General features: G+C 73.4%; 26 protein-coding genes. 12 read left to right on the forward strand and 14 right to left on the reverse strand.

The features are described 5' to 3' along the window. Window positions 1-195: 195 nt before the first annotated feature. The 3 genes from AB0C78_RS20910 (at window position 196) to AB0C78_RS20920 (ending at window position 4,530) form a co-directional block, all read left to right on the forward strand. Entirely contained in the window at window positions 196-1,632 is a 1,437-nt protein-coding gene (locus AB0C78_RS20910) for a DUF4118 domain-containing protein (protein WP_360750298.1), read from the forward strand. After that, window positions 1,629-2,306 carry a response regulator gene (locus tag AB0C78_RS20915; RefSeq protein ID WP_151537725.1) on the forward strand — a complete coding sequence of 226 codons (678 nt, stop codon included), beginning with the start codon at window positions 1,629-1,631 and terminating at the stop codon, window positions 2,304-2,306. Before AB0C78_RS20910 ends, AB0C78_RS20915 begins: the two co-directional genes overlap by 4 nt. Window positions 2,307-2,514: 208 nt before the next feature. Further along, on the forward strand, window positions 2,515-4,530 hold the full coding sequence (locus AB0C78_RS20920; protein WP_360750300.1) for an APC family permease: 2,016 nt from the start codon (window positions 2,515-2,517) through the stop codon (window positions 4,528-4,530). Here AB0C78_RS20920 and AB0C78_RS20925 read toward each other — a convergent pair whose 3' ends face one another. From AB0C78_RS20925 to AB0C78_RS20940, 4 genes are all read right to left on the reverse strand, one after another. After that, on the reverse strand, window positions 4,531-5,445 hold the full coding sequence (locus tag AB0C78_RS20925) for an aminoglycoside phosphotransferase family protein (RefSeq protein WP_360750302.1): 915 nt from the start codon (window positions 5,443-5,445) through the stop codon (window positions 4,531-4,533). A gap of 38 nt (window positions 5,446-5,483) precedes the next feature. Next, on the reverse strand, window positions 5,484-6,263 hold the full coding sequence (locus AB0C78_RS20930; RefSeq protein ID WP_360750304.1) for a polysaccharide deacetylase family protein: 780 nt from the start codon (window positions 6,261-6,263) through the stop codon (window positions 5,484-5,486). 184 nt (window positions 6,264-6,447) lie between these two features. Then, window positions 6,448-6,945, reverse strand: coding sequence for an SRPBCC domain-containing protein (locus AB0C78_RS20935; RefSeq protein ID WP_360750306.1), 498 nt, complete (start codon window positions 6,943-6,945; stop codon window positions 6,448-6,450). A 79-nt stretch (window positions 6,946-7,024) separates the two neighbouring features. Then, the gene (locus tag AB0C78_RS20940; protein ID WP_360750308.1) at window positions 7,025-7,474 is read right to left on the reverse strand and encodes an SRPBCC domain-containing protein; all 450 of its coding nucleotides are present in this window, start codon (window positions 7,472-7,474) and stop codon (window positions 7,025-7,027) included. A gap of 207 nt (window positions 7,475-7,681) precedes the next feature. Between AB0C78_RS20940 and AB0C78_RS20945 the strand changes: the two genes are divergently transcribed. Together AB0C78_RS20945 and AB0C78_RS20950 are read left to right on the forward strand one after the other, a co-directional pair. Beyond that, window positions 7,682-8,026 (forward strand): YciI family protein, encoded by a 345-nt coding sequence (locus AB0C78_RS20945; RefSeq protein ID WP_360750310.1) that lies wholly within the window; start codon window positions 7,682-7,684, stop codon window positions 8,024-8,026. Then, entirely contained in the window at window positions 8,016-9,212 is a 1,197-nt protein-coding gene (locus AB0C78_RS20950) for a sigma-70 family RNA polymerase sigma factor (protein ID WP_360750312.1), read from the forward strand. The genes AB0C78_RS20945 and AB0C78_RS20950 overlap by 11 nt, the downstream gene beginning before the upstream one ends. 36 nt (window positions 9,213-9,248) lie before the next feature. Here the strand turns inward: AB0C78_RS20950 and AB0C78_RS20955 are convergent, their stop codons facing one another. Next, on the reverse strand, window positions 9,249-9,689 hold the full coding sequence (locus tag AB0C78_RS20955; RefSeq protein ID WP_360750314.1) for a VOC family protein: 441 nt from the start codon (window positions 9,687-9,689) through the stop codon (window positions 9,249-9,251). A 103-nt stretch (window positions 9,690-9,792) separates the two neighbouring features. Between AB0C78_RS20955 and AB0C78_RS20960 the strand changes: the two genes are divergently transcribed. Beyond that, window positions 9,793-10,665 (forward strand): helix-turn-helix transcriptional regulator, encoded by an 873-nt coding sequence (locus tag AB0C78_RS20960; RefSeq protein ID WP_360750316.1) that lies wholly within the window; start codon window positions 9,793-9,795, stop codon window positions 10,663-10,665. 52 nt (window positions 10,666-10,717) lie between these two features. On the opposite strand, the gene AB0C78_RS20965 is transcribed toward AB0C78_RS20960, so the two are convergent. Then, window positions 10,718-12,208, reverse strand: coding sequence for an MFS transporter (locus AB0C78_RS20965; RefSeq protein WP_360750318.1), 1,491 nt, complete (start codon window positions 12,206-12,208; stop codon window positions 10,718-10,720). Next, the gene (locus tag AB0C78_RS20970; RefSeq protein WP_360750320.1) at window positions 12,205-12,501 is read right to left on the reverse strand and encodes a hypothetical protein; all 297 of its coding nucleotides are present in this window, start codon (window positions 12,499-12,501) and stop codon (window positions 12,205-12,207) included. The genes AB0C78_RS20965 and AB0C78_RS20970 overlap by 4 nt, the downstream gene beginning before the upstream one ends. A gap of 183 nt (window positions 12,502-12,684) precedes the next feature. Here AB0C78_RS20970 and AB0C78_RS20975 point away from each other — a divergent pair, with 183 nt between their 5' ends. Continuing rightward, window positions 12,685-13,716 (forward strand): sigma-70 family RNA polymerase sigma factor, encoded by a 1,032-nt coding sequence (locus tag AB0C78_RS20975; protein WP_360750322.1) that lies wholly within the window; start codon window positions 12,685-12,687, stop codon window positions 13,714-13,716. 34 nt (window positions 13,717-13,750) lie between these two features. Here AB0C78_RS20975 and AB0C78_RS20980 read toward each other — a convergent pair whose 3' ends face one another. The 4 genes from AB0C78_RS20980 to AB0C78_RS20995 all read right to left on the reverse strand — a co-directional run bounded on the left by AB0C78_RS20980 (window position 13,751) and on the right by AB0C78_RS20995 (window position 16,237). Then, complete coding sequence (locus AB0C78_RS20980; protein ID WP_360750324.1) at window positions 13,751-15,013, reverse strand: GNAT family N-acetyltransferase; 1,263 nt, start codon at window positions 15,011-15,013, stop codon at window positions 13,751-13,753. Then, window positions 15,013-15,363, reverse strand: coding sequence for a metalloregulator ArsR/SmtB family transcription factor (locus AB0C78_RS20985; protein ID WP_360750326.1), 351 nt, complete (start codon window positions 15,361-15,363; stop codon window positions 15,013-15,015). Before AB0C78_RS20985 ends, AB0C78_RS20980 begins: the two co-directional genes overlap by 1 nt. A gap of 65 nt (window positions 15,364-15,428) precedes the next feature. Continuing rightward, window positions 15,429-15,842, reverse strand: coding sequence for an arsenate reductase ArsC (locus tag AB0C78_RS20990; RefSeq protein ID WP_360750328.1), 414 nt, complete (start codon window positions 15,840-15,842; stop codon window positions 15,429-15,431). A gap of 14 nt (window positions 15,843-15,856) precedes the next feature. After that, window positions 15,857-16,237: a metalloregulator ArsR/SmtB family transcription factor gene (locus AB0C78_RS20995; RefSeq protein WP_360750330.1), complete on the reverse strand. Its 381-nt coding sequence runs from the start codon at window positions 16,235-16,237 to the stop codon at window positions 15,857-15,859. A 128-nt stretch (window positions 16,238-16,365) separates the two neighbouring features. Between AB0C78_RS20995 and AB0C78_RS21000 the strand changes: the two genes are divergently transcribed. From AB0C78_RS21000 to AB0C78_RS21020, 5 genes are all read left to right on the forward strand, one after another. Then, a complete protein-coding gene (locus AB0C78_RS21000) occupies window positions 16,366-16,794 on the forward strand; it encodes an ArsI/CadI family heavy metal resistance metalloenzyme (protein ID WP_360750332.1) in 429 nt (142 codons plus the stop codon). 127 nt (window positions 16,795-16,921) lie between these two features. Continuing rightward, a complete protein-coding gene (locus AB0C78_RS21005; protein WP_151537710.1) occupies window positions 16,922-17,344 on the forward strand; it encodes a VOC family protein in 423 nt (140 codons plus the stop codon). Continuing rightward, window positions 17,344-17,682, forward strand: coding sequence for a YciI family protein (locus tag AB0C78_RS21010; RefSeq protein ID WP_360750334.1), 339 nt, complete (start codon window positions 17,344-17,346; stop codon window positions 17,680-17,682). Before AB0C78_RS21005 ends, AB0C78_RS21010 begins: the two co-directional genes overlap by 1 nt. Window positions 17,683-17,684: 2 nt before the next feature. Continuing rightward, complete coding sequence (locus AB0C78_RS21015; protein WP_360750336.1) at window positions 17,685-18,902, forward strand: DUF6596 domain-containing protein; 1,218 nt, start codon at window positions 17,685-17,687, stop codon at window positions 18,900-18,902. A gap of 83 nt (window positions 18,903-18,985) precedes the next feature. Then, window positions 18,986-19,882, forward strand: a complete 897-nt coding sequence (locus tag AB0C78_RS21020) for a LysR family transcriptional regulator (protein ID WP_360750338.1) — start codon at window positions 18,986-18,988, stop codon at window positions 19,880-19,882. A 59-nt stretch (window positions 19,883-19,941) separates the two neighbouring features. Here the strand turns inward: AB0C78_RS21020 and AB0C78_RS21025 are convergent, their stop codons facing one another. The 3 genes from AB0C78_RS21025 to AB0C78_RS21035 form a co-directional block, all read right to left on the reverse strand. Further along, window positions 19,942-20,844, reverse strand: coding sequence for an oxidoreductase (locus AB0C78_RS21025; protein WP_360750340.1), 903 nt, complete (start codon window positions 20,842-20,844; stop codon window positions 19,942-19,944). 91 nt (window positions 20,845-20,935) lie between these two features. Next, on the reverse strand, window positions 20,936-21,946 hold the full coding sequence (locus tag AB0C78_RS21030) for a hypothetical protein (RefSeq protein WP_360750342.1): 1,011 nt from the start codon (window positions 21,944-21,946) through the stop codon (window positions 20,936-20,938). Then, on the reverse strand, window positions 21,946-22,524 hold the full coding sequence (locus AB0C78_RS21035; RefSeq protein WP_360750343.1) for an RNA polymerase sigma factor: 579 nt from the start codon (window positions 22,522-22,524) through the stop codon (window positions 21,946-21,948). The genes AB0C78_RS21030 and AB0C78_RS21035 overlap by 1 nt, the downstream gene beginning before the upstream one ends. Window positions 22,525-22,643 lie beyond the last annotated feature (119 nt).

The raw sequence follows: 22,643 nt of genomic DNA on the forward strand, positions 1-22,643 counted from the left end.
CCTATTTGCGGTTATTCGGCTGGCCTTGACGGCGTCTTAGCGCCTTTGCCGCGAGTTTTAACGCACCCCTTACGCCGACCGGCCGGCCCGCCGCCGGCGAGGCCTGCGACCAGGCCGCCGACCAGGCCGCCGGCCTGGTCAACGACCGTCTCCGCCGTCCTCAGCGCATTCGCCGCGGCATACGCTGGGATCATCATGAGGACGCCCAAGGACGGCGCGCTGAGCCGCCGCAGGCTGGTCGCCGGATGGGCCCTGGCACTCGCCGGACCGCCGCTGCTGACCGGGCTGCTGCTGCCCTGGCGCGGCGACCTCGGCCTCGCGTCCGAGCTGCTGGTGTTCCTGACCTTCACGGTCCTCGTCGCGCTCGCGGGCGGCCTCGGCCCGGCGCTGTTCGCCGCGATCGCCGGGAACCTCCTGACGAACTGGTTCTTCACGCCGCCCTACTACACGCTCACCATCGCCGATTTCGAGCACGTCCTGGCGCTCGTGCTGTCGGTGGTGGTCGCGGCCGCGGTGTCGCTGGTCGTCGACCTCGCCGAGCGGCGGCGCCGCTGGGCCGTCCAGGCCGGGAGCGAGTCGGTGACGCTGAGCCGGCTGTCCACCACCGTGCTGCGCGGCGAGGACACCCTGCCCGACCTGCTGCGCCAGGCGCGGGAGACGTTCGCGCTGACGTCGGTGACCATGCTGGAGCGGACCCGGCACGGCTGGGACGTCCTCGGGTCGTCCGGCGACGGGTACTGCACCGACCCGCACCAGGCGGACATGCGGGTGGCGGTGACCGGCGACCTGCTGCTGGCCCTGCGCGGCCGGGTGCTGCCCGAGGCCGACCGGCGGGTGCTGTCGGCGTTCGCGCACCAGGCGGCGGCCGCCGTGGACCGGCAGCGGCTGCAGGCCGAGGCGACCCGGGCCCGCGAGCTCGCCGAGATCGACAAGGTCCGGACGGCGCTGCTCGCCGCCGTCTCCCACGACCTGCGCACCCCGCTCGCGTCGGTGAAGGCGAGCGTCAGCAGCCTGCGCCAGGACGACGTCGAATGGGCCCCGGAGGACCGGGCGGAGCTGCTCGCCGCGATCGAGGAGTCCGCCGACCGGCTGAACCGGCTGATCGCCAACCTGCTCGACATGACCCGGCTGGAGACCGGCGCGGTCGCGCCGCTCACGCGCCCGACGACGCTGGACGAGATCGTGCCGTTCGCGCTCGCCGCGGTGCCGGAGGCGCGGATCGAGGTGGACGTCCCCGAGACCCTGCCGCCCGTGCTCGTCGACCCCGGACTGCTGGAACGCGCGCTCGCGAACGTGGTGGAGAACGCCGTCCGGTACGGGGCCGGGCCCGTCCAGGTCGTCGCGAGCGAGCTGCGCTTCGGCGTCGGAGAGGGGCGGATCGAGATCCATGTGGTGGACGACGGGCCCGGCGTGCCCGATCACGACAAGGACCGCGTGTTCGGGTCCTTCCAGCGGCTCGGCGACGCGCCGAAGGGCGCCGGCGTGGGGCTGGGCCTGGCGGTCGCCCGCGGCTTCACCGAGGCGATGGGCGGGACGCTCACCGCGCGCGACACCCCGGGCGGGGGGCTGACCATGGTGTTCGCGTTGCCGATCGCGCCGGACGCGCCGGCGGCGGAGGAGGAGGGCCGATGACCCTGGTGCTCGTGGTGGAGGACGAGCCGCAGATGGTCCGCACGCTGCGGATCAACCTGAAGGTCCGCGGCTACGAGGTGCAGGCCGCGCCGGACGGCCGGACCGCGCTCGACCTCGCCGCCCGGCGCCCCCCGGACGTGGTGATCCTCGACCTCGGCCTGCCCGACATGGACGGCACCGAGGTGATCCGGGGCCTGCGCGGCTGGCTCGGCGTCCCGATCATCGTGCTGTCGGCCCGGCACGGGTCGCCGGACAAGGTCGCCGCGCTCGACGCGGGCGCCGACGACTACGTGACCAAGCCGTTCGGGATGGACGAGTTCCTGGCGCGGCTCAGGGCGGCGATCCGGCGGTCCGCGCCGGTGGAGGGCGGCAGCGCCGTGGTCGCCACCGACGCGTTCACCATCGACCTCGCGGCGAAGCGCGTCACCCGGGAGGGCGCCGACGTCCGGCTGACGCCCACCGAATGGCATCTGCTGGAGCTGCTGGTGCGCAACCCGGGGCGGCTCGTGAGCCAGCGGCAGCTGCTGCGCGAGGTCTGGGGCCCGGCGTACGAGACGGAGACGCACTACCTGCGCGTCTACTTCGCCCAGCTGCGCCGCAAGCTGGAGCGCGACCCGTCCCGGCCGCGCCACCTGATCACCGAACCGGGGATGGGCTACCGCTTCGAACCCTGACCCGGCCCTGCTCGCCCACCTTGCTCGCCCACCCTGCTCGCCGATCCTGCTTCCCGGCCGCGCTTCACGCCCTGGTCACCGGCGATGGCCGGGCGGGGATCCGCGGCCGGCGCGGGGCGTTAAGGACGCGTCAAGATCGGCGGTGTCGCCGTCAAGAGCGCGTTAAGGAAACTGTCGACGCGGGTAGGCGGGGCGGTCGGATGGAAATGTGCGCAATGTCCTCACCCCCAAGCGCCTGCTGGTCGGCCGCCCGCTGCGGAGCGAGCAGATGGGCGAGACGCTGCTGCCCAAGAAGCTGGCGTTGCCGGTGTTCTGCAGCGACCCGCTGTCGTCCAACGCGTACGCCACCGAGGAGATCCTGCTCGGCCTGAGCCTGGGCGGGCTCGCGCTGTTCCACGTCGCCCCGTGGATCGCCCTCGCGGTCATCGTCCTGCTGACCGTGGTGGTGCTGTCGTACCGGCAGACCTGCCACGCCTACCCCAACGGCGGCGGCGCGTACGCGGTGAGCCGCGAGAACCTGGGCGTGAACGCGTCGCTGACCGCCGCGAGCGCGCTGCTGGTCGACTACGTGCTGACCGTCGCGGTGTCGGTCGCGGCGGGCGTCGCCAACATCGTCTCGGCCTTCCCGGCGCTGGCCCCCTACTCGGTGGCGCTCTGCCTGGGGCTGGTCGCCCTGCTCGCCCTCATGAACCTGCGCGGGGTCAAGGAGTCGGGGTCGGTGTTCGCCGTCCCCACCTACGGGTTCATCGCCGTCATCGGTGTCGTGATCGTCTGGGGGCTGGTCCGGGCGCTGCTCGGCGACACCCCGCAGGCCGAATCGGCGCACTTCGGCATCGCGTCGCACCACCAGACCACCGGGCTGCTGGCCGTCGCGCTGATCCTGCGCGCCTTCTCCCAGGGGTGCACGGCGCTGACCGGCGTCGAGGCCGTCAGCAACGGGGTGCCCAACTTCAGGAAGCCGAAGAGCCGGAACGCCGCCGACACCCTGGCGATCATGGGCGGGGTCACCATCGCGATCTTCGCGGGGATCACCTGGCTGGCGCTGGCCGCGCACGTGCGGATCGCCGACAGCGTCTCCGCCCTCACCGGCGCCCCGCCCGGCTACGAGCAGAAGACGGTGATCACCCAGGTCGCCGCCGCCGTGTCCGGCTCGGGATCGTGGCTGTTCTACCTCGTCGCCGGATTCACCGCCGCGATCCTGGTCCTGGCGGCGAACACCGCCTACAACGGCTTCCCGATCCTCGCCTCGATCCTCGGCGAGGACGGCTTCCTGCCCAAGCAGTTCTCCCGGCGCGGCGACCGCCTCGTCTTCAGCAACGGCGTCGTCATCCTCGCCGTCCTCGCCGGCGGCCTCATCTGGATCTTCAACGCGAGCACCACCCGGCTCATCCAGCTCTACATCATCGGGGTCTTCGTCTCCTTCACCCTCAGCCAGGCCGGCATGGTCAAGCACTGGACGACCGCCCTGCGCACCACGCCGCCGGGCACCCCGCCCGCCCGGCACGCGCTGCACCGCGCCCGCGCGATCAACGCCGCCGGCACCGTGCTGACCGCGCTCGTCCTCGTCGTCGTGCTGATCACCAAGTTCACGCACGGCGCGTGGATCGTGGTCATCGCGATGCCGCTGGTGTTCCTCATGATGAAGGGCATCCACCGCCACTACGCCCGGGTCGCCGTCGAGCTCTCCCCCGGCGACGGCTCCCTCGCGCTGCCGAGCCGGATCCACGCCGTCGTCCTGGTCTCCAAGCTGCACGCCCCGACCCTGCAGGCGCTCGCGTTCGCCCGCGCGACGCGTCCGTTCGACCTGACCGCGGTGACCGTGTCGACGTCCGCCACCGACACCACCGCGCTCGAGGAGGAATGGGCGCGGCGCGACATCCCCGTCCCGCTCAAGGTCCTGGACTCCCCGTACCGCGACATCACCGGCCCCGTACTGGACTACGTCGGCCGGATCCGCCGCAAGAGCCCCCGCGACGTCGTCTGCGTGTTCATCCCGGAGTACGTCGTCGGCCACTGGTGGGAGCACCTGCTGCACAACCAGAGCGCGCTGCGGCTGAAGGCGCGGCTGCTGTTCCGGTCCGGGGTCATGGTCACCAGCGTCCCGTGGCAGCTCGGCTCCGCCGAGGCCGCGTTCGCCCGCCGCACCGACGAGGCGGCGCTGACCTCCCGCCACCAGGCCGCGAGTACGACCACCGCGAACCGCCCCCGGATGCCGGCCGGCTGATCAGCTCTGCGTGGCGATGAGGCGTCGCAGTGCGGCCTGGGCGGGCGGCCCCCAGGTGGCCTTGCCTCCGGGCCTGCCGTGGACGCCGGCGTCCCCGATGAGGATGCAGGCGAGCGCGCGGCCCACCGCCCATCCGCGGGCGCGGCGCAGCGTCGCGGCGTCCGGCGCCGGCCGGTAGGCGGCGAGGAAGCGGTCGGCGGCGCCGTCCGGCAGCAGGGTCCAGGCGGCGGCGAGGTCGATGGACGGGTCGCCCGCGAAGAGGTCGCCGAAGTCGACGACGCCGCAGACGGTGCCGTCCTCGGTGAGGACGTTCGCCGGATGCAGGTCGCCGTGGAGCCAGAGCGCCGGGCCGTCCCACTCGGGTGCGGCGACGGCGTCGTCCCAGACCGCGCGGACGGCGTCCGGGTCGGGGACGAGACCCAGCTCGGTGACGGTGGCGAGCTGCTCGGCGAAGCCCTCGGAGTAGCCGGCCAGCGGCCCCCCGCGGCCCCGACCGGCGGGCGCCCGCTCGGGGGCGGGCCGGTGAAGCGCCGTCAGGAAGCCGGCCAGGGCGGTGGCCGCGTCCTCCCCGCGCGTGACGGGCGCGCGGTCGGCGGGCGTGCCCGGCACCCACGTGGTGACGATCCACGGCCGCGGGAACCGCGCGGACGGTTCCCCGAGACGTTGCGGAACGGGGACCGGCAGCGGAAAACGCGGGGTGAGCGCGGGCAGCCAGGTGTGCTCCTTGCGCACGAGCTCGTCCGCTGACCGCGTCGCCCAGGGCAGCCGGACGGCGAGGTCGTCGCCGAGCCGCCACAGCTGGTTGTCCCAGCCGCGCGCGCCGAGCCTCACCGGGTGCTCGGCCAGGTCGGGGTGCTGGTCGCGCAGCAGGTCCCGCACCAGCTCCGCCGTGATCTCGATCTCCCCGTGCGCCATGCGGAGCCACCCTAACCGGCCGCGCACCCGCCGGCTTCTCAGAGGGCGACGAAGGTGAGGCCGCGCTGCTTGAGGGCGGGGATGACGGTGCGGAGCGCCGCGACGGTCTGGGAGCGGTCGCCGCCGCCGTCGTGGCACAGCAGGATGTCGCCCGGCTTGGCCTTCTCGAGGTTCTCGGTGATGTGCGGGACGCCGGGGCGGGCCCAGTCGCGGGGGTCGACGCCCCAGTCGACGCAGATCATGCCGAGCGCGGTGGCGGTCTCGATGACCTGCGGCGACCAGTTCCCGCCCGGGGAGCGGAAGAACCGCGGGGCGGCCGAGGCGGCCTGCGCGATGCGGTCGTGCGCCTCGGCGATCTCCTGCTGGATGCGCGCCGCGGGCAGCCTCGGCAGGTTGATCGGATGGGTGAGGGTGTGGTCGGCGATCTGGTGCCCCGACGCGACGATCCGCTGGACGAGCCGGGCGTTGTCCGGTACCTGCTCGCCGATCATGTTGAAGGTCGCGTGCACGTCGAACTCGGCGAGCACGTCCAGGACCTTGGGCGTCCAGTACGGGTGCGGCCCGTCGTCGATGGTCAGCGCGACCGCGTTCGGCGGCGCCGCCGGAGCCAGGTCGTGCAGGGAGTGGATCGGGCTGGTGGCGGCCCGCATGGACCGGGCCGGCGCGAACCCGGGATCGGGCGGCGGCGCCGGAGCCCGGCGGGCCGCGGCCGCGTGCGCCGAGCGGTGCCGCTCCGGGCGCCACAGCTCCGGAGTCACGCCGGCGGCCACGCCCGCGGCTCCGGCGACGATCATGGTCAGCACCTGGCGGCGATCCATTCCAAGGGTCCTTTTGTCGTAGAAGGCGTCGGGTGGTGAGACGACCCGGCGATCCGGCGGGTTGGCGCCCGCCCCTGCTGGATTTCCCTTGGAATCGCGTCTGAACATCATCGGGCCCGTTCGTGCGGGCCTTCGTCGCCGCGGCCGCGGGCACGGCCGTCCGCTCTGGCCGGGAATGTCCGGGTCAGTTCGTGCGCCGCCTGATCGCCGCCTCCAGGTTGTCGAGCTCGGTGCCGCGGTGGGCGCGGTACTCCCGCGTCCAGGCCTCGTCGTGGAGGGGGTCGATCGTCATGACCAGGTTCGTGCGGTCACCCGCGGCCTCGATGTCGATGACGGTCAGATGCTCGTACGGGCCGGTGCCGGGCACGAAGTCGACCCGCGACAGGTAGGCGAGCCGCGTCGGCGCCGCGACCTCGGTGAACGTCTTGAGCAGCTCGGCCGTCAGCGGATTGCCGGTGTCGCGCATGAACGCGACCTGTTCCGGCGCGGTCGCGGTCATCGTGTAGCGCAGCCGGCCGCCCGGCTTCAGCTCGATCTCGCTGACGCGGGTCGCGAAGCCGTCGGGGGCCCACCACTCCTCCAGCCCGGTGGCGGTGGTCAGCAGCTCCCAGACGAGTCCGGCCGGAGCGTCGTACACGCGCTCGAGCCGTGCGGCGTCCGGGCTGGACGTGGGTTCGGTCATCGGTCTCTCCTCGGTCGAAGGGCGGGAATCCGGGTGATGGCGGACGCCGGGGCGGGACACCGGCGTCCGCGGGCCGTGCTCAGTCCCAGCGGCTGATCTCGCCGGCGGGGAAGGGCGTGAACGCGTCGCTCTCGGCGCCGGTCTTGAGGCTGGTGAGGTAGGCGCCCCAGTTCGTGCTGCACCCGCTCATGAACTCGCCGGCCTGCTCCCAGCCGGCGTGCGCGAACAGGAGGGTCGTCCGGTCGCGGCCGCCGGGCCGCAGCGTGAAGGTGATCCGGGTGCCGAGCCAGGTGTCGGGCCCGTCGGTGACCCGCCAGACCACGCTGTCCGGGGCGTCGGCCAGGACCTCCATGACGGCGGCGGGCCGCTCGGCGTCGCGGAAGAAGACGCTGAAGCTGGAGCCGACGGCGTGCTCGCCGGCGAGCGGACGCCCCGTCCACCAGCGGGCGATGCCGTCGGTGCTGGCGACGAGGTCGTGCACCCGCTGCGGCGCGGCGTCGATGCTGATGCGGTGCAGGATGTCGGGCATGTGCGGCTCCTTCGGTCGGGCGGCGCCGGGGGCGCCGGCCAGGTCGCTGTGGTGCGGTCCTGTCGGGCGGACCTACAGCGGTGACGAACGGCCGGCCGCGGGACGGACACCGCGCCGGAAAAAAAATCGGGCGCGGATCGACGTCCGTCCGCGGCGGTGCCGTTCGTCTGATACTTGACGCGGCGTCGACCCGTGCCAGGAGGCCCCATGCAGTACGCGTTGTTGATCTACTCCCCGCCGGAGGACACCGACCGGGCGGCGCGCCCCGTCCCGGAGACGCTCGGCGCCCTGCTCGACGGCCCGGACGTCACCGGCTGGGCACGGCTGCACGCCGGCGGGTCGGCGACGACGCTGCGCGGCGCGGAGGGACGGACGCTGCTGACCGACGGACCGTTCATCGACAGCAAGGAGTACCTCGCCGGCCTGATCCTCATCGAGGCCGACGACCTCGACGGAGCGCTCGCCGGCGCCGGCGAGCTGCTGCGGGAGACCAGACCCGGCACCGCCATCGAGGTGCGGCCCGTGATCGAGGGACGCTTCCGTGGCGCTTGACGCCGTCTTCCGCGACCACTGGGGGCGCGTCCTCGCCACCCTCGTCCGCGTCCTCGGCGACATCGAACTCGCCGAGGACGCGGCCGCCGAAGCGTTCGCCATCGCCGCCGAACGCTGGCCGCGCGACGGGGAGCCGGCGAACCCGACCGGGTGGCTCGTCACGACCGCGCGCAACCGCGCCATCGACCAGCTGCGCCGCCGGCGGCTGCTCGCCGAGAAGACCGAACTGCTCGCCCGCGACCTCGGAACGGGGCCGCGGCCCCCGGAGGCGCTCGCGGACGACGGCGCCGCCATCCCGGACGAACGGCTCGAGCTGATCTTCGCCTGCTGCCACCCGGCGCTCGCCGCCGAGGCGCAGGTCGCGCTCACCCTGCGCGCCCTCTGCGGGCTGTCCACCGACGAGATCGCGCTGGCGTTCCTCGTCCCGCCCGAGACGATGAGCAAGCGGCTGACCAGGGCCAAGCACAAGATCCGCGACGCGGGCATCCCGTTCGCCGTGCCGCCCGGCGACCGGCTGCCGGACCGGCTGGCGGCCGTCCTCTCCGTCGTCTACCTGAGCTTCAACCAGGGGTGGGGCGGCGGGGGCGTCGACCTCGCCGCGGAGGCGATCCACCTCGGCCGGGCGCTCGCCGGCCTCATGCCGGACGAACCCGAGGTGCTCGCGCTGCTGGCGCTGATGCTGCTGCACGACGCGCGCAGGGCGGCCCGCCTGCGCGACGGGCGGCTCGTCACCCTCGACGATCAGGACCGCGCGCTGTGGGACGCGCGGCAGATCGACGAAGGAAGAGCGCTGCTGCGGCAGGCCATGGCGCGGGGCCGCACCGGGCCGTACCTGCTCCAGGCGGCCATCGCCGACCTGTACCTGCACGAGCCTCGCGACTGGCGGCAGATAGCCGCGCTTTACGGGACGCTCGCCCGGCTGACCCGCTCCCCGATCGTCGAGATGAACCGGGCCGTCGCCGTGGCCGAGATCGACGGACCCGAAGCCGGCCTGGCCGTCCTCGACCGCCTCGACCTCGGCCACTACCGGTACTTCCACTCCACCCGCGCCGAACTCCTGCGCCGCGCGGGCCGCGCCGGCGAGGCCCACCGCGCCTTCCGCCGGGCGCTCGACCTCGCCCAGACGGAGCCGGAACGGCGCTTCCTCGCCGACCGGCTCGCCGAAACCGCGCCCCACGCCCCGTAGCACCGCACCCGGTCCCAGGGCCGGTGCGGTTCGGCGTCAGGTCCCCGCCTTCCGGCCGGACGTCCATGTGCCGGGGTCGCTGAGCTCGATGATGGTGCCGACGTTGTCGGTGACGAAGGCGATGCGCTGCCCGGTCGCCGGTATCCGCATGGGGCCGCCGATCAGCGGCACGTCGAGTTCGAGCAGCCGAGACACCGCCGCGTCGAGATCGGCCACGGCCAGGCAGAAGTGGTGCAGGCGCGAGGTGTGCATGCTGGTGAGGATGTCGTCGGCCGGCGCCGCGCCCCGGTCCGACGCGCCCGCGAGGAGCTCGATCTTGACGTCGCCCGCGGTGAGGAAGACGAACGTCGTGCCGTGGGCCTCGAACCGCCGCTCGACGGCGAACCCGAAGGTGCGCGAGTACCACGCGATCGTGGCGTCGAGGTCGTCCCGGGTCACGGTGATGCCCACGTGGTCGTGGGAGAACGCGAAGGTCATGCCATCGAGGATCATCGGCCGCCGGGCCGCTCGCCAGGGAGGGGGGTTCGGTGGGAAAACCGCTGCCACCTTCGGGGCGGCGCCGGGTGCGACAATCGGTCCCATGACCGCTGACGTCGCGAGACTCGGCCCGATGCTGCGCACGTGGCGCGGCCGCGTCTCGCCGGGCGCGGCGGGACTGCCCGGCGGCCGCAGGCGCCGGGTCGCCGGACTGCGCCGGGAGGACCTCGCCGAGCTCGCGGGGATCTCGGTCGACTACGTGGTCCGCCTGGAGCAGGGACGCCACGCGTCCCCGTCGGCGCAGGTGACCGCCGCGCTCGCCCGCGCGCTGCAGCTCACCGGCGCCGAGCGGGACCATCTCTACCGGCTGGCCGGGCTCGCCCCTCCGGCGGACGGGGAGATCTCCGATCACGTCCCGCCCGGCCTGAACCGCATGCTGGACCGGCTCGGCGACGCCGCGGCCGCCGTGTTCGCCGCGGACTGGCAGCTCATCTGGTGGAACCGCGGCTGGGCGGCGCTGCTGGGCGACCCGTCCGCGACGCCGCCGGCGCTGCGCAACTTCGCCCGGGACACCTTCCCGGCCCCCGGCGCCGGCCCCCGCCTGTCGCACTGGCCGGTGACCTCGCTCGCCCGTCCGGACGTCGAGGCATCCGTCGTGTCCGACCTGCGCCGCGCCACCGGGCGGTTCCCGGACAGCGACCGCCTGGCCGAACTGATCCGGGACCTCACCGCGGGCAGCCCGCGCTTCGCCGAGCTGTGGGCCTCCGGCGCGGTCGGCCCGCACCGGGAGGACCACAAGATCGTCGAGCACCCCGGGACGGGCCCGATCGCGGTGGACTGCGACGTCCTGACCGACGGCGACGCCGAACGCAAGATCGTCGTTCTCACCGCGGCCCCCGGCACCGAGGACGAGACCAGATTCCGCCGGGCGATGGACTCGGGCGTCGCCGGACTTCGCACCGACGCCCGGCGATAAAGGCAATCCCGGGATGGCGTTGAACGCCATCCCGGGATTTCGCCGCGTCGTGTTACGCGGGGTCGTAGGAGGATTCCAGGTCCTGTCGGATTTCGGCTGTGGCGGCGGGTTCGCCGCGGGTGTTCGAGGCGCGCAATGCGATGGCTCCGGCCGCCACGAGGCAGAGGGCGCTGACGAGCAGGGCCCGCTGGAATCCGGCGGTGAGCGCTTCGGGGGGCGGGGTGTGGGCGGCCAGCAGATGGCCGGTGCGGCTGGTCGCGATCCCGCTGAACACCGCCAGGCCGAGCGCCGACCCGAGCTGGAAGGATGCGGTGATCAGGGCCGCGGCCAGTCCGGCCTGGTCCTCCGGCACGCCCGCGTTCGCGGCCGTCTGCACTCCGGCGTACAGCAGCCCCAGCCCGGCCCCCATGACCACGAGCGGGACGAGCAGGTCGCCGAGGTACGTGCCGTCCACCGGGATGCGCGACAGCCAGAAGACGCCGCCGGCGGCGAGCAGCGCACCGGAGACGATGACCGGACGGGTACCGGTCCGGACGAACATCTTCGTCGCCGCGGTCGAGCCGGCCCCGATGCCGACGCTCACCGGCACGTACGAGAGCCCGGACTGCAGCTGGGAGTAGCCCAGGACGTTCTGCATGTACAGCGTGACGAAGAAGAACATCGAGGAGAACCCGGCCCAGGCGATCACCTGGGTGGCGTCGGCCGCGGCCAGGCCCCTGATCCGGAAGATCGACAACGGCACCAGCGGATGGGCGCGCCGCTGCTCGTTGACCGCGAACGCGGCCATCAGCATCGCCGAGGCGGCCAGCCCGCCGATGGTGCGGGCCGCGGCCCAGCCCTCGTCCGGCGCCTTCACCAACGTGAAGATCAGCAGCAGCATGCCGGCGGTGGCCAGCACCGCGCCGACCGCGTCGAAACCGCCCGGCACGGACCGGCCGCGGTCGGCCTTGAGGATCCGGAACGTCCCGAACAGCACCAGCGCGCACATCGGCAGGTTCACGAAGAACACCCACCGCCAGCCGAAGTCTTCGGTGAGCACGCCGCCGAACAGCAGCCCGGCCGCCGAGGCCATGCCGCTGATCCCGGCCCACACGCCCAGCGCCTTGTGCCGGTCGGCGTCCCGGAAGGTGGTGGTCAGGATGGACAGCGCGGCCGGGGACATCATCGCCGCCCCGAAGCCCTGGGCGAGCCGGCCGCCGACCAGCAGCCCCTGGCCGCCGGCCAGCCCGCACGCCAGCGAGGAGGCCGCGAACAGCGCGGTCCCGGCGATCAGCAGCCGCCGCCGGCCCAGCAGGTCCCCGGCCCGGCCGCCCAGCAGCAGGAAACCGCCGTAGGTGACCAGGTAGCCGCTGACCACCCACTGCAGGTTCTGCACCGAGAACCCCAGATCCGTCCGGATGGTCGGCAGCGCGACGTTCACGATCGCGCCGTCCATGACGTCCAGGAACGTCACCGCGCACAGCAGGGCCAGCGTGAGCTTGCCGCGCCCGGTCGCCAGGAACGACCCGTACGGCGGCGCCGCCGCCGTCATGGCGCCGCTCACGACCCGGCGGCTTCCATCACGGGGCCGACCTCGACGCCGCCGCCGGCCCGCATCACCGGGCAGTCCTTCGCCAGCGCCAGCGCGGAGTCCATGTCCTCGGCGGACACCACCGAGTAGGCGACCATCCGGGAGCCGCCGCCGACCTCGCCGATCGAGGCGTGATCGGTCACCGCGTTGCCGACGTCCACCAGCGCCGAGCCCAGCCCGGCGAACCAGGCCTGCCACTCGGCCGCCGTCCCTGCGCCGGGCGCGTAGTCGGCGGGCACGCGGAAGGAGAAAACGTACTTGCCCATGATGTGGTCCTCTTCCGTCTCTGGGGCGCGCCCCGGGCCGGGACCGCCTCCAACCGGGTAGACGCCACCGCCCGCGCGAATCGGGCGGCGCGGCACCGCCCAATTCGCGGGACCGGCGGCGTCCATATCGGTGAGCGAGCCGAACGCGCCCCGCGGAAAGAAGAAAGGCGAGGATGCATGCCGATGGAGATGGACACGACGGACCTGATCGCCCGGGCCCGGTCCGGCGACCAGGACGCGTTCCGCGACCTGGTCCAGGGCCACTCCCGCGAATTGCAGGTGCACTGCTACCGCATCCTGGGATCGCTGCAGGACGCCGAGGACGCGCTCCAGGAGACCCTCGTGTCCGCCTGGCGTAACCTCGGCGGGTTCGGCCGGCGGTCGTCGCTGCGGACGTGGCTCTACCAGATCGCGACCAACCGGTGCCTGAGCATGTTGCGCGCCGACGGCCGGCGCCCCCGCACCGTCTCCTCGCCGCCCGAGGACGCCCTGCCCGCACCCACCGGCGCCGGTGACGCCCCGCCCTGGCTGGAGCCCTACCCCGACGTCCTGCTCGACCACCTCGTCGACCAGCGCCCCGGACCGGAGGCCCGCTACGAGACGACCGAGGCCATCTCCCTCGCCTTCATCACCGCGCTGCAACTGCTGCCCCCGCGCCAGCGCGCCGCGCTCGTCCTCCGCGACGTCCTGGGCTACCGCGCCGCCGAGGTCGCGCAGATGCTCGACACCACCCAGGAGGCCGTGAACAGCGCCCTCAAACGCGCCCGCGCCACCGTCGACGTCCGCCTCGCCGGCTCCGGCGAGGCGGCCCGGCACCTCGACACCGCCGCCGAACAGCGGCTCGTCGCCCGGCTCACCGACGCCCTGGAGCGCGCCGACCTGGACGCCCTGATCGGGCTGCTCGTCGCGGACGTGAGGCTCTCCATGCCCCCGGCCATGCTGGAATACCGCGGCATCGAATCGGCCCAGCGCGTCTTCGCCGCCGTCAGTTTCCGCCCCGGCCGCACCTACCGCGTGATCCCCACCCGCGCGAACGGCCAGCCCGCCGTAGGCCTGTACCTGGCGGACCCCCACTCCGGCGTCTACCGCGCCTACGTCCTCCTGGTCATCGGCGCCGCCGGCGACCGCATCACCGCCATCACCTGCTTCAACGCCAGCGTCATGACCCGCTTCGGCCTCCCCCGGACCCTCCCCGAACCAGACAGCCCCTGTTGACGCGAGGCCGCCCACGCCTGGCCGAGGACGCCGTTCAGTCGCCGATGGCGGGGCTGCGGCGTTCGATGAGGACGACGTCGCGCCAGCGGCCGTGGTGGCGGCCGATCCTTTCGCGCGTGCCGACGACGCGGAAGCCCGCTCCGGCGTGCAGGCGGAGGCTCGCGGTGTTCTCGGGGAAGACGCCGGACTGGACGGTCCAGATGCCGGCCGCCTCAGCAGAGCCGATGAAGGCGCGCAGTAGAGCCGAGGCCAGGCCGCGGCCCTGATGATCAGGGTGGACGTAGACGCTGTGCTCCACGACGCCGGCGTACACGCACCGGTCGGAGACGGCGGTGGCGGCAATCCACCCGAGCACTTTCCCGGTCGCGGCGTCGGCCGCGACGTACCGATGGCCGGGCGACTTCGCGCGGTCGAACTCGTCCCAGGTCGGGGCGCTGGTCTCGAAGCTGGCATCGCCGGTGTCGAGTCCGGCCTGGTAGATCGCCAGGACTTCGGCGGCGTCGCCGGCGCGCATCGGGCGGATGAGCGTGCCGGGCGGGGACGCGGGCTTGGCGGCCTGCACGATGGCGGCGTGCAGGCCGTCGCCGGTGTCGGCGGTGGGAGTGATGGTCACGGCGGTGAACCCGGCGGCCAGCAGGTTGCGGCGGTACTCCTCGGCGGTGAGCGTGGAGGCGGCGCAGCCGATGCGCCGCTCTGCGGCGGCGCGCTCGCCGGGGTCGAGGCCGGGGGCGGCGATGATGTCGCTCACGCCGAAGCGGCCGCCCGGGCGCAGGACGCGGAAGGCTTCGGCCAGGACGCGGGCCTTGTCGGCGGCGAGGTTGATGACGCAGTTGGAGATGACCACGTCCACGCTCGCGTCGGGGAGCGGGATATCGTCGATGTGGCCGTGCAGGAAGCGGGCGTTGGCGGCTCCGGCCTGGGCGGCGTTGGCGCGGGCGAGGGTGAGCATGTCGTCGCTGGCGTCCAGCCCGTAGGCGGTTCCGTCCGGGCCGACGCCACGGGCCGACAGCAGCACGTCCAAGCCGCCGCCCGATCCGAGGTCGAGCACGGTCTCACCGGGATGCAGCTCGGCGACGGCGAGGGGGTTGCCGCATCCCAGGCTCGCGCGCAGGGCGGCCTCGGGCACCTCGCCCGCGTCCTCGTAGGCGGCGGCGCCGAAGCAGGAGTCACCGTCGTCGTTCGGGGTGTCACCGTCGTCGTTCGGGATGTCGCCGGCGAGGACCGCTCGGGCGCGGGCGGAGTAGCGGGCCACGATCTCGTCGGTGGCGGGCGTGCCGGTGGTGCGGGCGTCGGACATCAGTCGCCTCCTTCGGGAGGACAGGTCGGCGCGGCCGGCGCGGGACGTCCCATGACCAGATCGGCGGCGGTGGGGAAGCACTCGACGCAGGCGGTGTTGATCCGGTAGAAGCGGGACGTGCCGTGCTGGTCGGCCAGCACGAACCGGACCTCGGCCAGCACCTTGAGGTGCGCGGACACCGTCGACTGCCCGACGTGGACGGCGTCGACGATCTCTCCGACGTTCATCGGCCGTCCCTGCCGGGCGAGCAGCGACACGATCTGGACGCGCGTCGGGTCGGCCAGTGCCTTGAACCAGGACGCGTACTCCGTGGCGGTCGGCCGGTCGAGCGGCCCTTTCCCGTAATTCATCGTCCATCGACGATAGACGATGAATAGCCCACGGGGAAGACCCGAGACCGATGCGCAAGGCGCGGTCAGGTGCCGGCGGGCAGGAGTTCGGCGAGCAGGGCGCGGACGCGGGCGTCGATCTCGTCGCGGATGGGCCGTACGTTCTCGACCGGCTGGCCGGCGGGGTCGGGTAGCCGCCAGTCCAGGTAGCGCTTGCCGGGGAAGACGGGGCAGACGTCGCCGCAGCCCATCGTGATGACCACGTCGGCGGCCCGCACGGCTTCGCCGGTGAGCGGCTTGGGGAACTCTTTGGACAGGTCCAGGCCGCGTTCGGCCATCACCGCGCGGACCGCGGGGTTGATCTCGGCCGCGGGCGCCGATCCGGCCGAGCGGACGCGGACCCGTCCGCCGGCGTGGTGGTCGAGCAGGGCGGCGGCCATCTGCGAGCGTCCGGCGTTGTGGACGCACACGAACAGCACCTCGGGCACATCGGCGGTCATCGCGGACGTCCCGGTCAGGAGGCGGACGCCGCGGTGGCGCGCGGGCCCAGGGTCGCCGAGAGACGGTCCAGGACGCCGGGGTTGAGCCAGTAGTAGACCCACGTCCCGCGCCGCTCGGAGTCGATCAGCCCGGCCTGCTTGAGCACCTTCAGGTGATGGCTGATCGTCGGCGCCGTGAGGTCGAACGCGGCGGTCAGGTCGCACACGCACGCCTCGCCGCCCTCGTGGCAGGCGATCAACGACAGCAGCCGCAGCCGGACGGGATCGGCGAGCGCCTTGAACAGCGGCGCCAGCTCGGCCGCCTCCGTCTCGCCCAGCGGCTCGCGGACCAGCGGGGCGCAGCAGGCCTCGCCGCCGCCGGCAGGGTTCACGATCGACAACGACTGTTTAGACATGCCTCTAATTTGACATCCATCTATGCATGGAGGCAAACTCGGGCCACGGGCTGATTAGACAAGCATCTAAACAGCACCGGGCCCGGCCGGCGACCGGCCGGCACCGTCCATGGCCGAGGAGGAACCCCATGTCCCGCGTCCAGCTCGCTTTGCGCGTGCCCGATCTGGAGGGCTCGATCGCCTTCTACTCCAAGCTGTTCGGCACCGAGCCCGCCAAGCGCCGGCCCGGCTACGCCAACTTCGCCGTCGCCGAGCCGCCGCTCAAGCTCGTCCTGATCGAGGGCGAGGACGGCGAGCCGACCCGCATGGACCACCTCGGCGTGGAGGTCGAGGACTCGGGCCTCGTCACCGGCGCGGCCGAGCGCCTGGCCGGCGCCGGGCTCGCCACGCTGGAGGAGAACGACACGTCCTGCTGCTACGCCCTGCAGGACAAGGTCTGGGTCCACGGCCCCGGCGGCGAGCCCTGGGAGGTCTACACGGTCAAGGCCGACGCAGGCACCCTCGCCAAGGCCGAGGACTCCGCCTGCTGCGCCACCTCCGGGTCGGCCTGCTGCTGAACCTCCCGAATCGGGAACGGGTTCGGGCGGGTCATGGCCGGAATCGGTGCCGGGAAGGTGTCGTATGGAGGTCGGCGCCGTTCGTCTAGGGGGTGCAGGAGGCTCCCTACGACGCGAGGAGCGGATGATGAGCCCGACCATGAACACGATCGACCTGATCGTCACCGACCTGGAGGCCGCGATCGCCTTCTACGCGCGCCTGGACGTCCACTTCGACGTCGACCCGCAGTATCCCGACCACGCCGGCTGCGACCTGCCGGGCGGCATGCACCTGATGCTGGACACCGCCGGCTTCCGCGGCTCGACGACCCCGGGCTGGACCAAGCCGGAGGGCGGGCCGCGCAACTTCCTGGCTTTCGAGTTCCCCGCCCCGGCCGACGTCGACGCCAAGTACGCCGAGCTGACGAAGGCCGGGTACGAGGGGCTGCGGGAGCCGTGGGACGCGTTCTGGGGCATGCGCTACTCCAGCGTGCTCGACCCGGACGGCAACGGCGTCGACCTGTACGCCCGGCTCCCCGAGGAGACCGTGCCCTGCCGGGAGGAGACCTGATGAAGTACGTGCTGCTGTTCGTCGAGACCGAGCGGTTCGCCCGCGACCTGCGGTCGATGGACGAGGAGACCCGGCAGGCCGCCTACGACGAGGTCGGGCGGTGGTTCGCCGAGCACGCCGCGAAGATCACCCACCACGCGCACCTGCGGCCCGCGCACACCGCCACCACGCTGCGGCTGGACGGCGGCGAGCCGCTGGTCACCGACGGCCCGTTCGTCGAGGGCAAGGAGGTCGTGTCCGGCTACGCCGAGATCGAGGTGGCCGACCTGGACGAGGCGCTGGCCGTGGCCGGGTCGTGGCCGGCGTGCCCGGTCGTCGAGATCCGCCCGATCGACTGACCGTGGACGAGGTCCAGGACGAGCTGGCCCGCGTGGTGCGCGAGCACGCGGGCCGGCTCACCGCCTGCCTGGTCCGGGTCCTCGGCGACTTCGCCGCCGCCGAGGACGTCATGCAGGACGCGGTCGAGACGGCCCTGCGCCGCTGGCCCGCCGAAGGCGTCCCCGACCATCCCGACGCCTGGCTGCTGACCGTCGCGCGGCGCCGCGGCCTGGACGTGCTCCGCCGCCAGGCGGTCTACCGCGACAAGCTGGCCCGGCTCGCCTGGCCGGTGCCCGCCGAGCCCGACGACCGGCTCAAGCTGATCTTCACCTGCTGCCATCCGGCGCTGCCGCGGCAGGCGCAGGTCGCCCTCACGCTGCGCACGGTGTGCGGGCTCACCACCGCCCAGATCGCCGCCGCGTTCCTGGTCGGGGAGAGCACGGTCGCGCAGCGGATCACCCGCGCCAAGCGGAAGATCACCGACGCCCGGATCCCCTACCGCGTCCCGTCCGACGGCGAGCTGCCGGACCGGCTCGGCGAGGTCCTGACGGTCATCTACCTGCTGTTCAACGAGGGCTACCTGACCAGTGGCGGCGACCGGCCGCAGGCCCGCGACCTGGCCGACGACGCCGAGTGGCTCGCCGCGACCCTGGCCTGGCTGGTGCCGCGCGAACCGGAGGTGCTCGGGCTGCTCGCGCTCATCCGGCTGCACCAGGCCCGCGCCGCCGCCCGCTTCACGCCCGGCGGCTCCCTCGTGCTGCTCCGCGACCAGGACCGCGGCCGCTGGGACCGGCAGGCCATCGCCGAGGCCGTCCAGCTGATCGAACGCGCCGCGGCCATGCGCCGCCCCGGCCCGTACCAGCTCCAAGCCGCCATCGTCGCCTGCCACGCGGAGGCTCCGGGCTGGGACGACACCGACTGGCTCCAGATCGTCCTGCTCTACGACATGCTCCTGGCGCTCGCCCCGTCCCCCGTCCACCGCCTGCAGCGCGTCATCGCCCTGCATCACGCGCCGCCGCCGCGCGGAGGGGCGGCCGCCGCGCTGGCCGAACTCGACGCCCTCCCGCCCGACGACCGGCGGACCCTCGACGGCTATCCGCTGTACCACGCGACCCGGGCCGAGCTCCTGCGGGACCTGGGCCGGCCCGCGGACGCCGCCGACGCCGACCGCCGCGCCCTCGACCTCACCGCCAATCCCGCCCAGCAGGCGCTCCTGGAACAGCGCCTCGTCTGGACGTGAGGCCGGTCTTCTGGCCGCCGCCGCAGCGGCACTTACACTGTTACGTCGATTACTGAAGGTCGTGCAGGGAGGGGCGGGAGTCGATGAGCCTTCGCCAGTACGAGTACGCCTTGGCCGTCGCGGAGGAGGGATCCGTGACGGCGGCGGCGGAGGTGCTGCACGTCGCTCAGCCCTCGGTGTCCCAGCAGATCCGCGGCCTGGAGCGGGAACTCGGCGTGGAGCTCTTCGCCCGCACGCCGACCGGGCTGGTGCCCACCGTCGTCGGCCGCGCGTTCCTGCGGGAGGCGGAGATCGCGGTGCGCGCGTCGCGGCGCGCGAAGGCGACGGCGCGGGCCGGTGCCGGCGAGCTGACCGGCGAACTGGTGGTCGCGGCGCAGATGGGCTTCGGGACGCGGCAGCTGCCGGGCGCGCTGGGCGCGCTGCGCCGCCGCTTCCCGCGGCTGGAGGCCACCGTCTTCGAGGAGCCGAGCTCCGCCGAGCTGGACCGGCTGTGCCGCCGGGGCGTGCTGGACCTGGCGCTGATGGCGGCGTGCGACCAGTCCCCCGACCATGCCCACCGCCTCGGCGGCGAGGAGTTCGTCGTGGTCCTGGGCGCCGGGCACCGGCGGCTCGCCGCGGACCGGGTCGAGCTGCGCGACCTCGAGGGCGAGCCGTGGGTGCGGTTCGACCGCGACAGCGCGCTCGACGGGGTGCTGCTGAACGTGCTGCGCGACAACGGCCTGGCCCCGTCCACGGCCGCCCGCGTGTCGCAGACGGCGACGGCCGTGCGCTGGGCCGCCCACGGGCTGGGCGTGACGCTCGTCCCGGCCTCCGCGGTGCCCCACGGTTACGAGCACCTCGTCCGCCCGGTGTTCCCGGTGGTGTCCCAGCCCGTCATCGCCGTGCTCCGCGAGGGTGCGGGCCCGGCGGAGACGGCCCTGCTCGACCTCCTTCGCGAGGAGTCCTGGTCGGCGTCCGCTCCCTTCTCGCCGGTCTCCTGACGTCGGAGAAGGAAGCGGACGTCACCTTCGGCGTCACTGCGTCACTGGCGTCACTGGCGTCACCCCATGGGGAATTCGCCTCCGTCCACGATGAGATTCCTGCCGGTGAGCCAGCCCGCCCGGCCGGACGCGAGGAACAGCACCGCGTGGGCGATGTCATCGGGCAGGCCATCGCGTCCCAGCGGGGTCGTGTCGTCGGCGTTGACCTCCCCCGGCCCCGCGGCCAGGCGCGCCCACTCCTCCCGCGTCGCCTCGCCGCCGGGGGTGGCCGTCCTGCCGGGAGACACGGTGTTGACCCGGACCCCGGACGGGGCCAGTTCCATGGCCAGTCCGCGGCTGTAGTTCTCCAGCGCCGCCTTGGCCGCCGTGTAATGCAGGAACGGTCCCATCGGGGTGAGGACGGCGGCCGAGGAGACGTGCACGACCACCCCCGAACGCCGTTCCCGCATTCCCGGCGTCAAAAGCGAGTCCAGCCGCACCGATGCCAGGTAGTTCAGGTCCAGCGCTTCCTGCCACTCCTCGTCGGGAATGGCCGAGGCCCCCTCGAACGGTCGCGCGCCGCCCGCGTTGTGGACGAGGATGTCCACCCCGCCGAGCGTTTCCTGCGCGGCCGCGGCGAGCGCCTCCGCGCCGGCCCGTGTCCGCACGTCGGCCTGCACGAAGGCGGCGCCGTCCGGCACCGTTCCCGTCGCCGACCTGGCGGTCGTGAGGACTTCGGCTCCCGCGTCCAGCAGCCCGCGCACCACGGCCGCTCCGATTCCGCGAGAACCGCCCGTGACCAGAGCCCGCTTTCCCGCGAGCTCCCCCGTTCCCGGCCCGTTCGTCGTCATGCCATTGGCCCTTTCCGATCGCATATTCACCTGCCCGACGAAACAAGCACAGAACGCGAAATCATCGGAGAAATCGCGGCGAGCACCTCGTCGAGCGGTTTCACGGTACGACCGGAAAAGAACCGGAAGCAAAGACGAAATGTCAGCGGGGGCTATAGGGAACGCCTATGGCCTGGTGCGGGCCGCCCGGAGACCGGACGGCCCGCACCCTCTCATCCGCGGATCAGAACCTGCCGGCCTTGACGTCGGCGATCCTCACCCTGGAGTTGTGGTAGTAGGTCATGCTCGGCTTGATGCCCCGGACCTCGCTGAGCAACGCGACGGGCTGGCCCGTGCGGGCCTGCACGACCAGCGTCTCCCGGCCGTCGGACCAGCCGTCCACCAGCGTGAGCGTGGGCTGCCCCGCGGTGGTGGTCTTGGTGACCCGGACCTTCGGCATCGTCGCCATGATGCGGAGCACCCCGGCCCGGACCTGGGGGTTCTCCGGCGCCGCGAGGAGCGCGCCGACGGCGTTCGTCCAGATGTGGTTGTCGGTGATCTCCTTCCGCCGCTCGGGGGTCGGCGGCTTCGGCGGCGTGTACGCCTCGCCGCGCGCCTTGGCGGCGGCCTTGAGCTTCTCGGTCCTTGCCCGTTCCGCCGCCGAGGGGTCCGTGCCCGGCGCGATGTTGGCGACCTCCATCCGTGCGCGCGCGGTGCCGATGTCGCCCTTCACGGCGTAGAGGGCCACCGCCACACCGCGCTTGAACGTGTCGTCGCCCGCCTTCCTCACGATGGCCCGCCGCAGGGCGCTCTTGTCGTTGCCCCAGTAGTAGGTGCCGTCGTCGGTGTAGAGGCCGATGCCGTGGTCGCCCAGCCCGGCGCTGGTGGCCGACTGATTGCGGATCTCCAGCGTCGCGTCGCCCGGCGCCTTGGCCTGCAGGGGCGTGATGTCCGCGGCGAGTTCGGCCAGGATCGGGTTCGCCGTCGCCGCCACCTTCACGGGGGGCTTGCCGGGCGACGACGCGGACGTCACGGCCAGCACCCCGGCAGCGGCCGCGGCGACGAGCGCGGCGGCGCCGAAGCCCACCGTGCGGCGCCTGCTCCACCGGGCCCGCGAGCTGGATGGGGCCTCGGGCTCGGGCGCCTCGTCCACGGCCATCGCCGTCCGCAGCACGGCCCTCGCCTCCTCGAAAGCGCGCGGCCGCACCGGCTCGACGTCCTTCAGTTCCCTCAGCAGGTCCATCTCGTCGACCATCAGCGGGCCTCCTTAATCGTGTCGTGCTCGGTCAGGAGAGCGGCCATCCCCGGCGCGTCCCGCAACGCGGCGCGCGCCTCGTGCAGGTAGCGGCGCGCCGTTCCCGGCGGCACGCCGATCGCCCGCCCCGCGTCGGCGACGGTCAGGTCCTCCCAGGCGACCAGGGCCAAGATCTCCCGCTGCTGCGGGCGCAGCAGCGCCAGGGCCCGCAGCAGCACCGGCTCGGCGTCGACGCGGTCGTCCACGGCGGCCCACGGGTCCCACCCGGACGCCGCGTCGGGGACGTCCGCGCGGGGCTCCTCGGCCGGGCGGGACCGCCAGTGCCGCCGCAGCACGTTGTGCGCCACGCCGAACAGCCACGGGCGGGCGCCGGGGAACGAGCGGTCGTAGCCCGCGCGGGACGCCAGCGCCGCCACCCACACCTCGCCGAGCAGGTCCTCGGCCGCGTCCCGGCCGCCCCGTCGCGCGAGGTAGGCCCCCACGGCCGCCTCGTGGCGCCGGACCACCTCCACGAAGGCGTCCACGTCGCCGCCGAGCGACCGGGCGATCAACTCGGCGTCATCCGGATCAGATGTCATGACCCTCCTCGTGTCCGGTTCGCCTTGCACCCAGGAATTGCCGAACCAGTGGCTGAAGCGTTCGGCGCAGGTCAGCGCCCTGTTCTGAGCGAGGCGCCGGCTGAGAGGAGGGTCCGGGA

The sequence above is a fragment of the Actinomadura sp. NPDC048394 genome, assembly GCF_040651755.1.
In the GTDB taxonomy this organism is placed as follows: Bacteria; Actinomycetota; Actinomycetes; order Streptosporangiales; family Streptosporangiaceae; genus Spirillospora; species Spirillospora montaniterrae.

What these genes read in the sequence shown, in the direction of transcription:
- AB0C78_RS20910 (WP_360750298.1), top strand. Translation starts at nt 196, where the DNA reads ATGAGGACGCCCAAGGACGGCGCGCTGAGCCGCCGCAGGCTGGTCGCC.
- AB0C78_RS20915 (WP_151537725.1), top strand. Translation starts at nt 1,629, where the DNA reads ATGACCCTGGTGCTCGTGGTGGAGGACGAGCCGCAGATGGTCCGCACG.
- AB0C78_RS20925 (WP_360750302.1), bottom strand. Translation starts at nt 5,445, where the DNA reads ATGGCGCACGGGGAGATCGAGATCACGGCGGAGCTGGTGCGGGACCTG.
- AB0C78_RS20930 (WP_360750304.1), bottom strand. Translation starts at nt 6,263, where the DNA reads ATGGATCGCCGCCAGGTGCTGACCATGATCGTCGCCGGAGCCGCGGGC.
- AB0C78_RS20935 (WP_360750306.1), bottom strand. Translation starts at nt 6,945, where the DNA reads ATGACCGAACCCACGTCCAGCCCGGACGCCGCACGGCTCGAGCGCGTG.
- AB0C78_RS20940 (WP_360750308.1), bottom strand. Translation starts at nt 7,474, where the DNA reads ATGCCCGACATCCTGCACCGCATCAGCATCGACGCCGCGCCGCAGCGG.
- AB0C78_RS20945 (WP_360750310.1), top strand. Translation starts at nt 7,682, where the DNA reads ATGCAGTACGCGTTGTTGATCTACTCCCCGCCGGAGGACACCGACCGG.
- AB0C78_RS20955 (WP_360750314.1), bottom strand. Translation starts at nt 9,689, where the DNA reads ATGACCTTCGCGTTCTCCCACGACCACGTGGGCATCACCGTGACCCGG.
- AB0C78_RS20960 (WP_360750316.1), top strand. Translation starts at nt 9,793, where the DNA reads ATGACCGCTGACGTCGCGAGACTCGGCCCGATGCTGCGCACGTGGCGC.
- AB0C78_RS20970 (WP_360750320.1), bottom strand. Translation starts at nt 12,501, where the DNA reads ATGGGCAAGTACGTTTTCTCCTTCCGCGTGCCCGCCGACTACGCGCCC.
- AB0C78_RS20975 (WP_360750322.1), top strand. Translation starts at nt 12,685, where the DNA reads ATGGAGATGGACACGACGGACCTGATCGCCCGGGCCCGGTCCGGCGAC.
- AB0C78_RS20980 (WP_360750324.1), bottom strand. Translation starts at nt 15,013, where the DNA reads ATGTCCGACGCCCGCACCACCGGCACGCCCGCCACCGACGAGATCGTG.
- AB0C78_RS20985 (WP_360750326.1), bottom strand. Translation starts at nt 15,363, where the DNA reads ATGAATTACGGGAAAGGGCCGCTCGACCGGCCGACCGCCACGGAGTAC.
- AB0C78_RS20990 (WP_360750328.1), bottom strand. Translation starts at nt 15,842, where the DNA reads ATGACCGCCGATGTGCCCGAGGTGCTGTTCGTGTGCGTCCACAACGCC.
- AB0C78_RS20995 (WP_360750330.1), bottom strand. Translation starts at nt 16,237, where the DNA reads ATGTCTAAACAGTCGTTGTCGATCGTGAACCCTGCCGGCGGCGGCGAG.
- AB0C78_RS21000 (WP_360750332.1), top strand. Translation starts at nt 16,366, where the DNA reads ATGTCCCGCGTCCAGCTCGCTTTGCGCGTGCCCGATCTGGAGGGCTCG.
- AB0C78_RS21005 (WP_151537710.1), top strand. Translation starts at nt 16,922, where the DNA reads ATGAGCCCGACCATGAACACGATCGACCTGATCGTCACCGACCTGGAG.
- AB0C78_RS21010 (WP_360750334.1), top strand. Translation starts at nt 17,344, where the DNA reads ATGAAGTACGTGCTGCTGTTCGTCGAGACCGAGCGGTTCGCCCGCGAC.
- AB0C78_RS21020 (WP_360750338.1), top strand. Translation starts at nt 18,986, where the DNA reads ATGAGCCTTCGCCAGTACGAGTACGCCTTGGCCGTCGCGGAGGAGGGA.
- AB0C78_RS21030 (WP_360750342.1), bottom strand. Translation starts at nt 21,946, where the DNA reads ATGGTCGACGAGATGGACCTGCTGAGGGAACTGAAGGACGTCGAGCCG.
- AB0C78_RS21035 (WP_360750343.1), bottom strand. Translation starts at nt 22,524, where the DNA reads ATGACATCTGATCCGGATGACGCCGAGTTGATCGCCCGGTCGCTCGGC.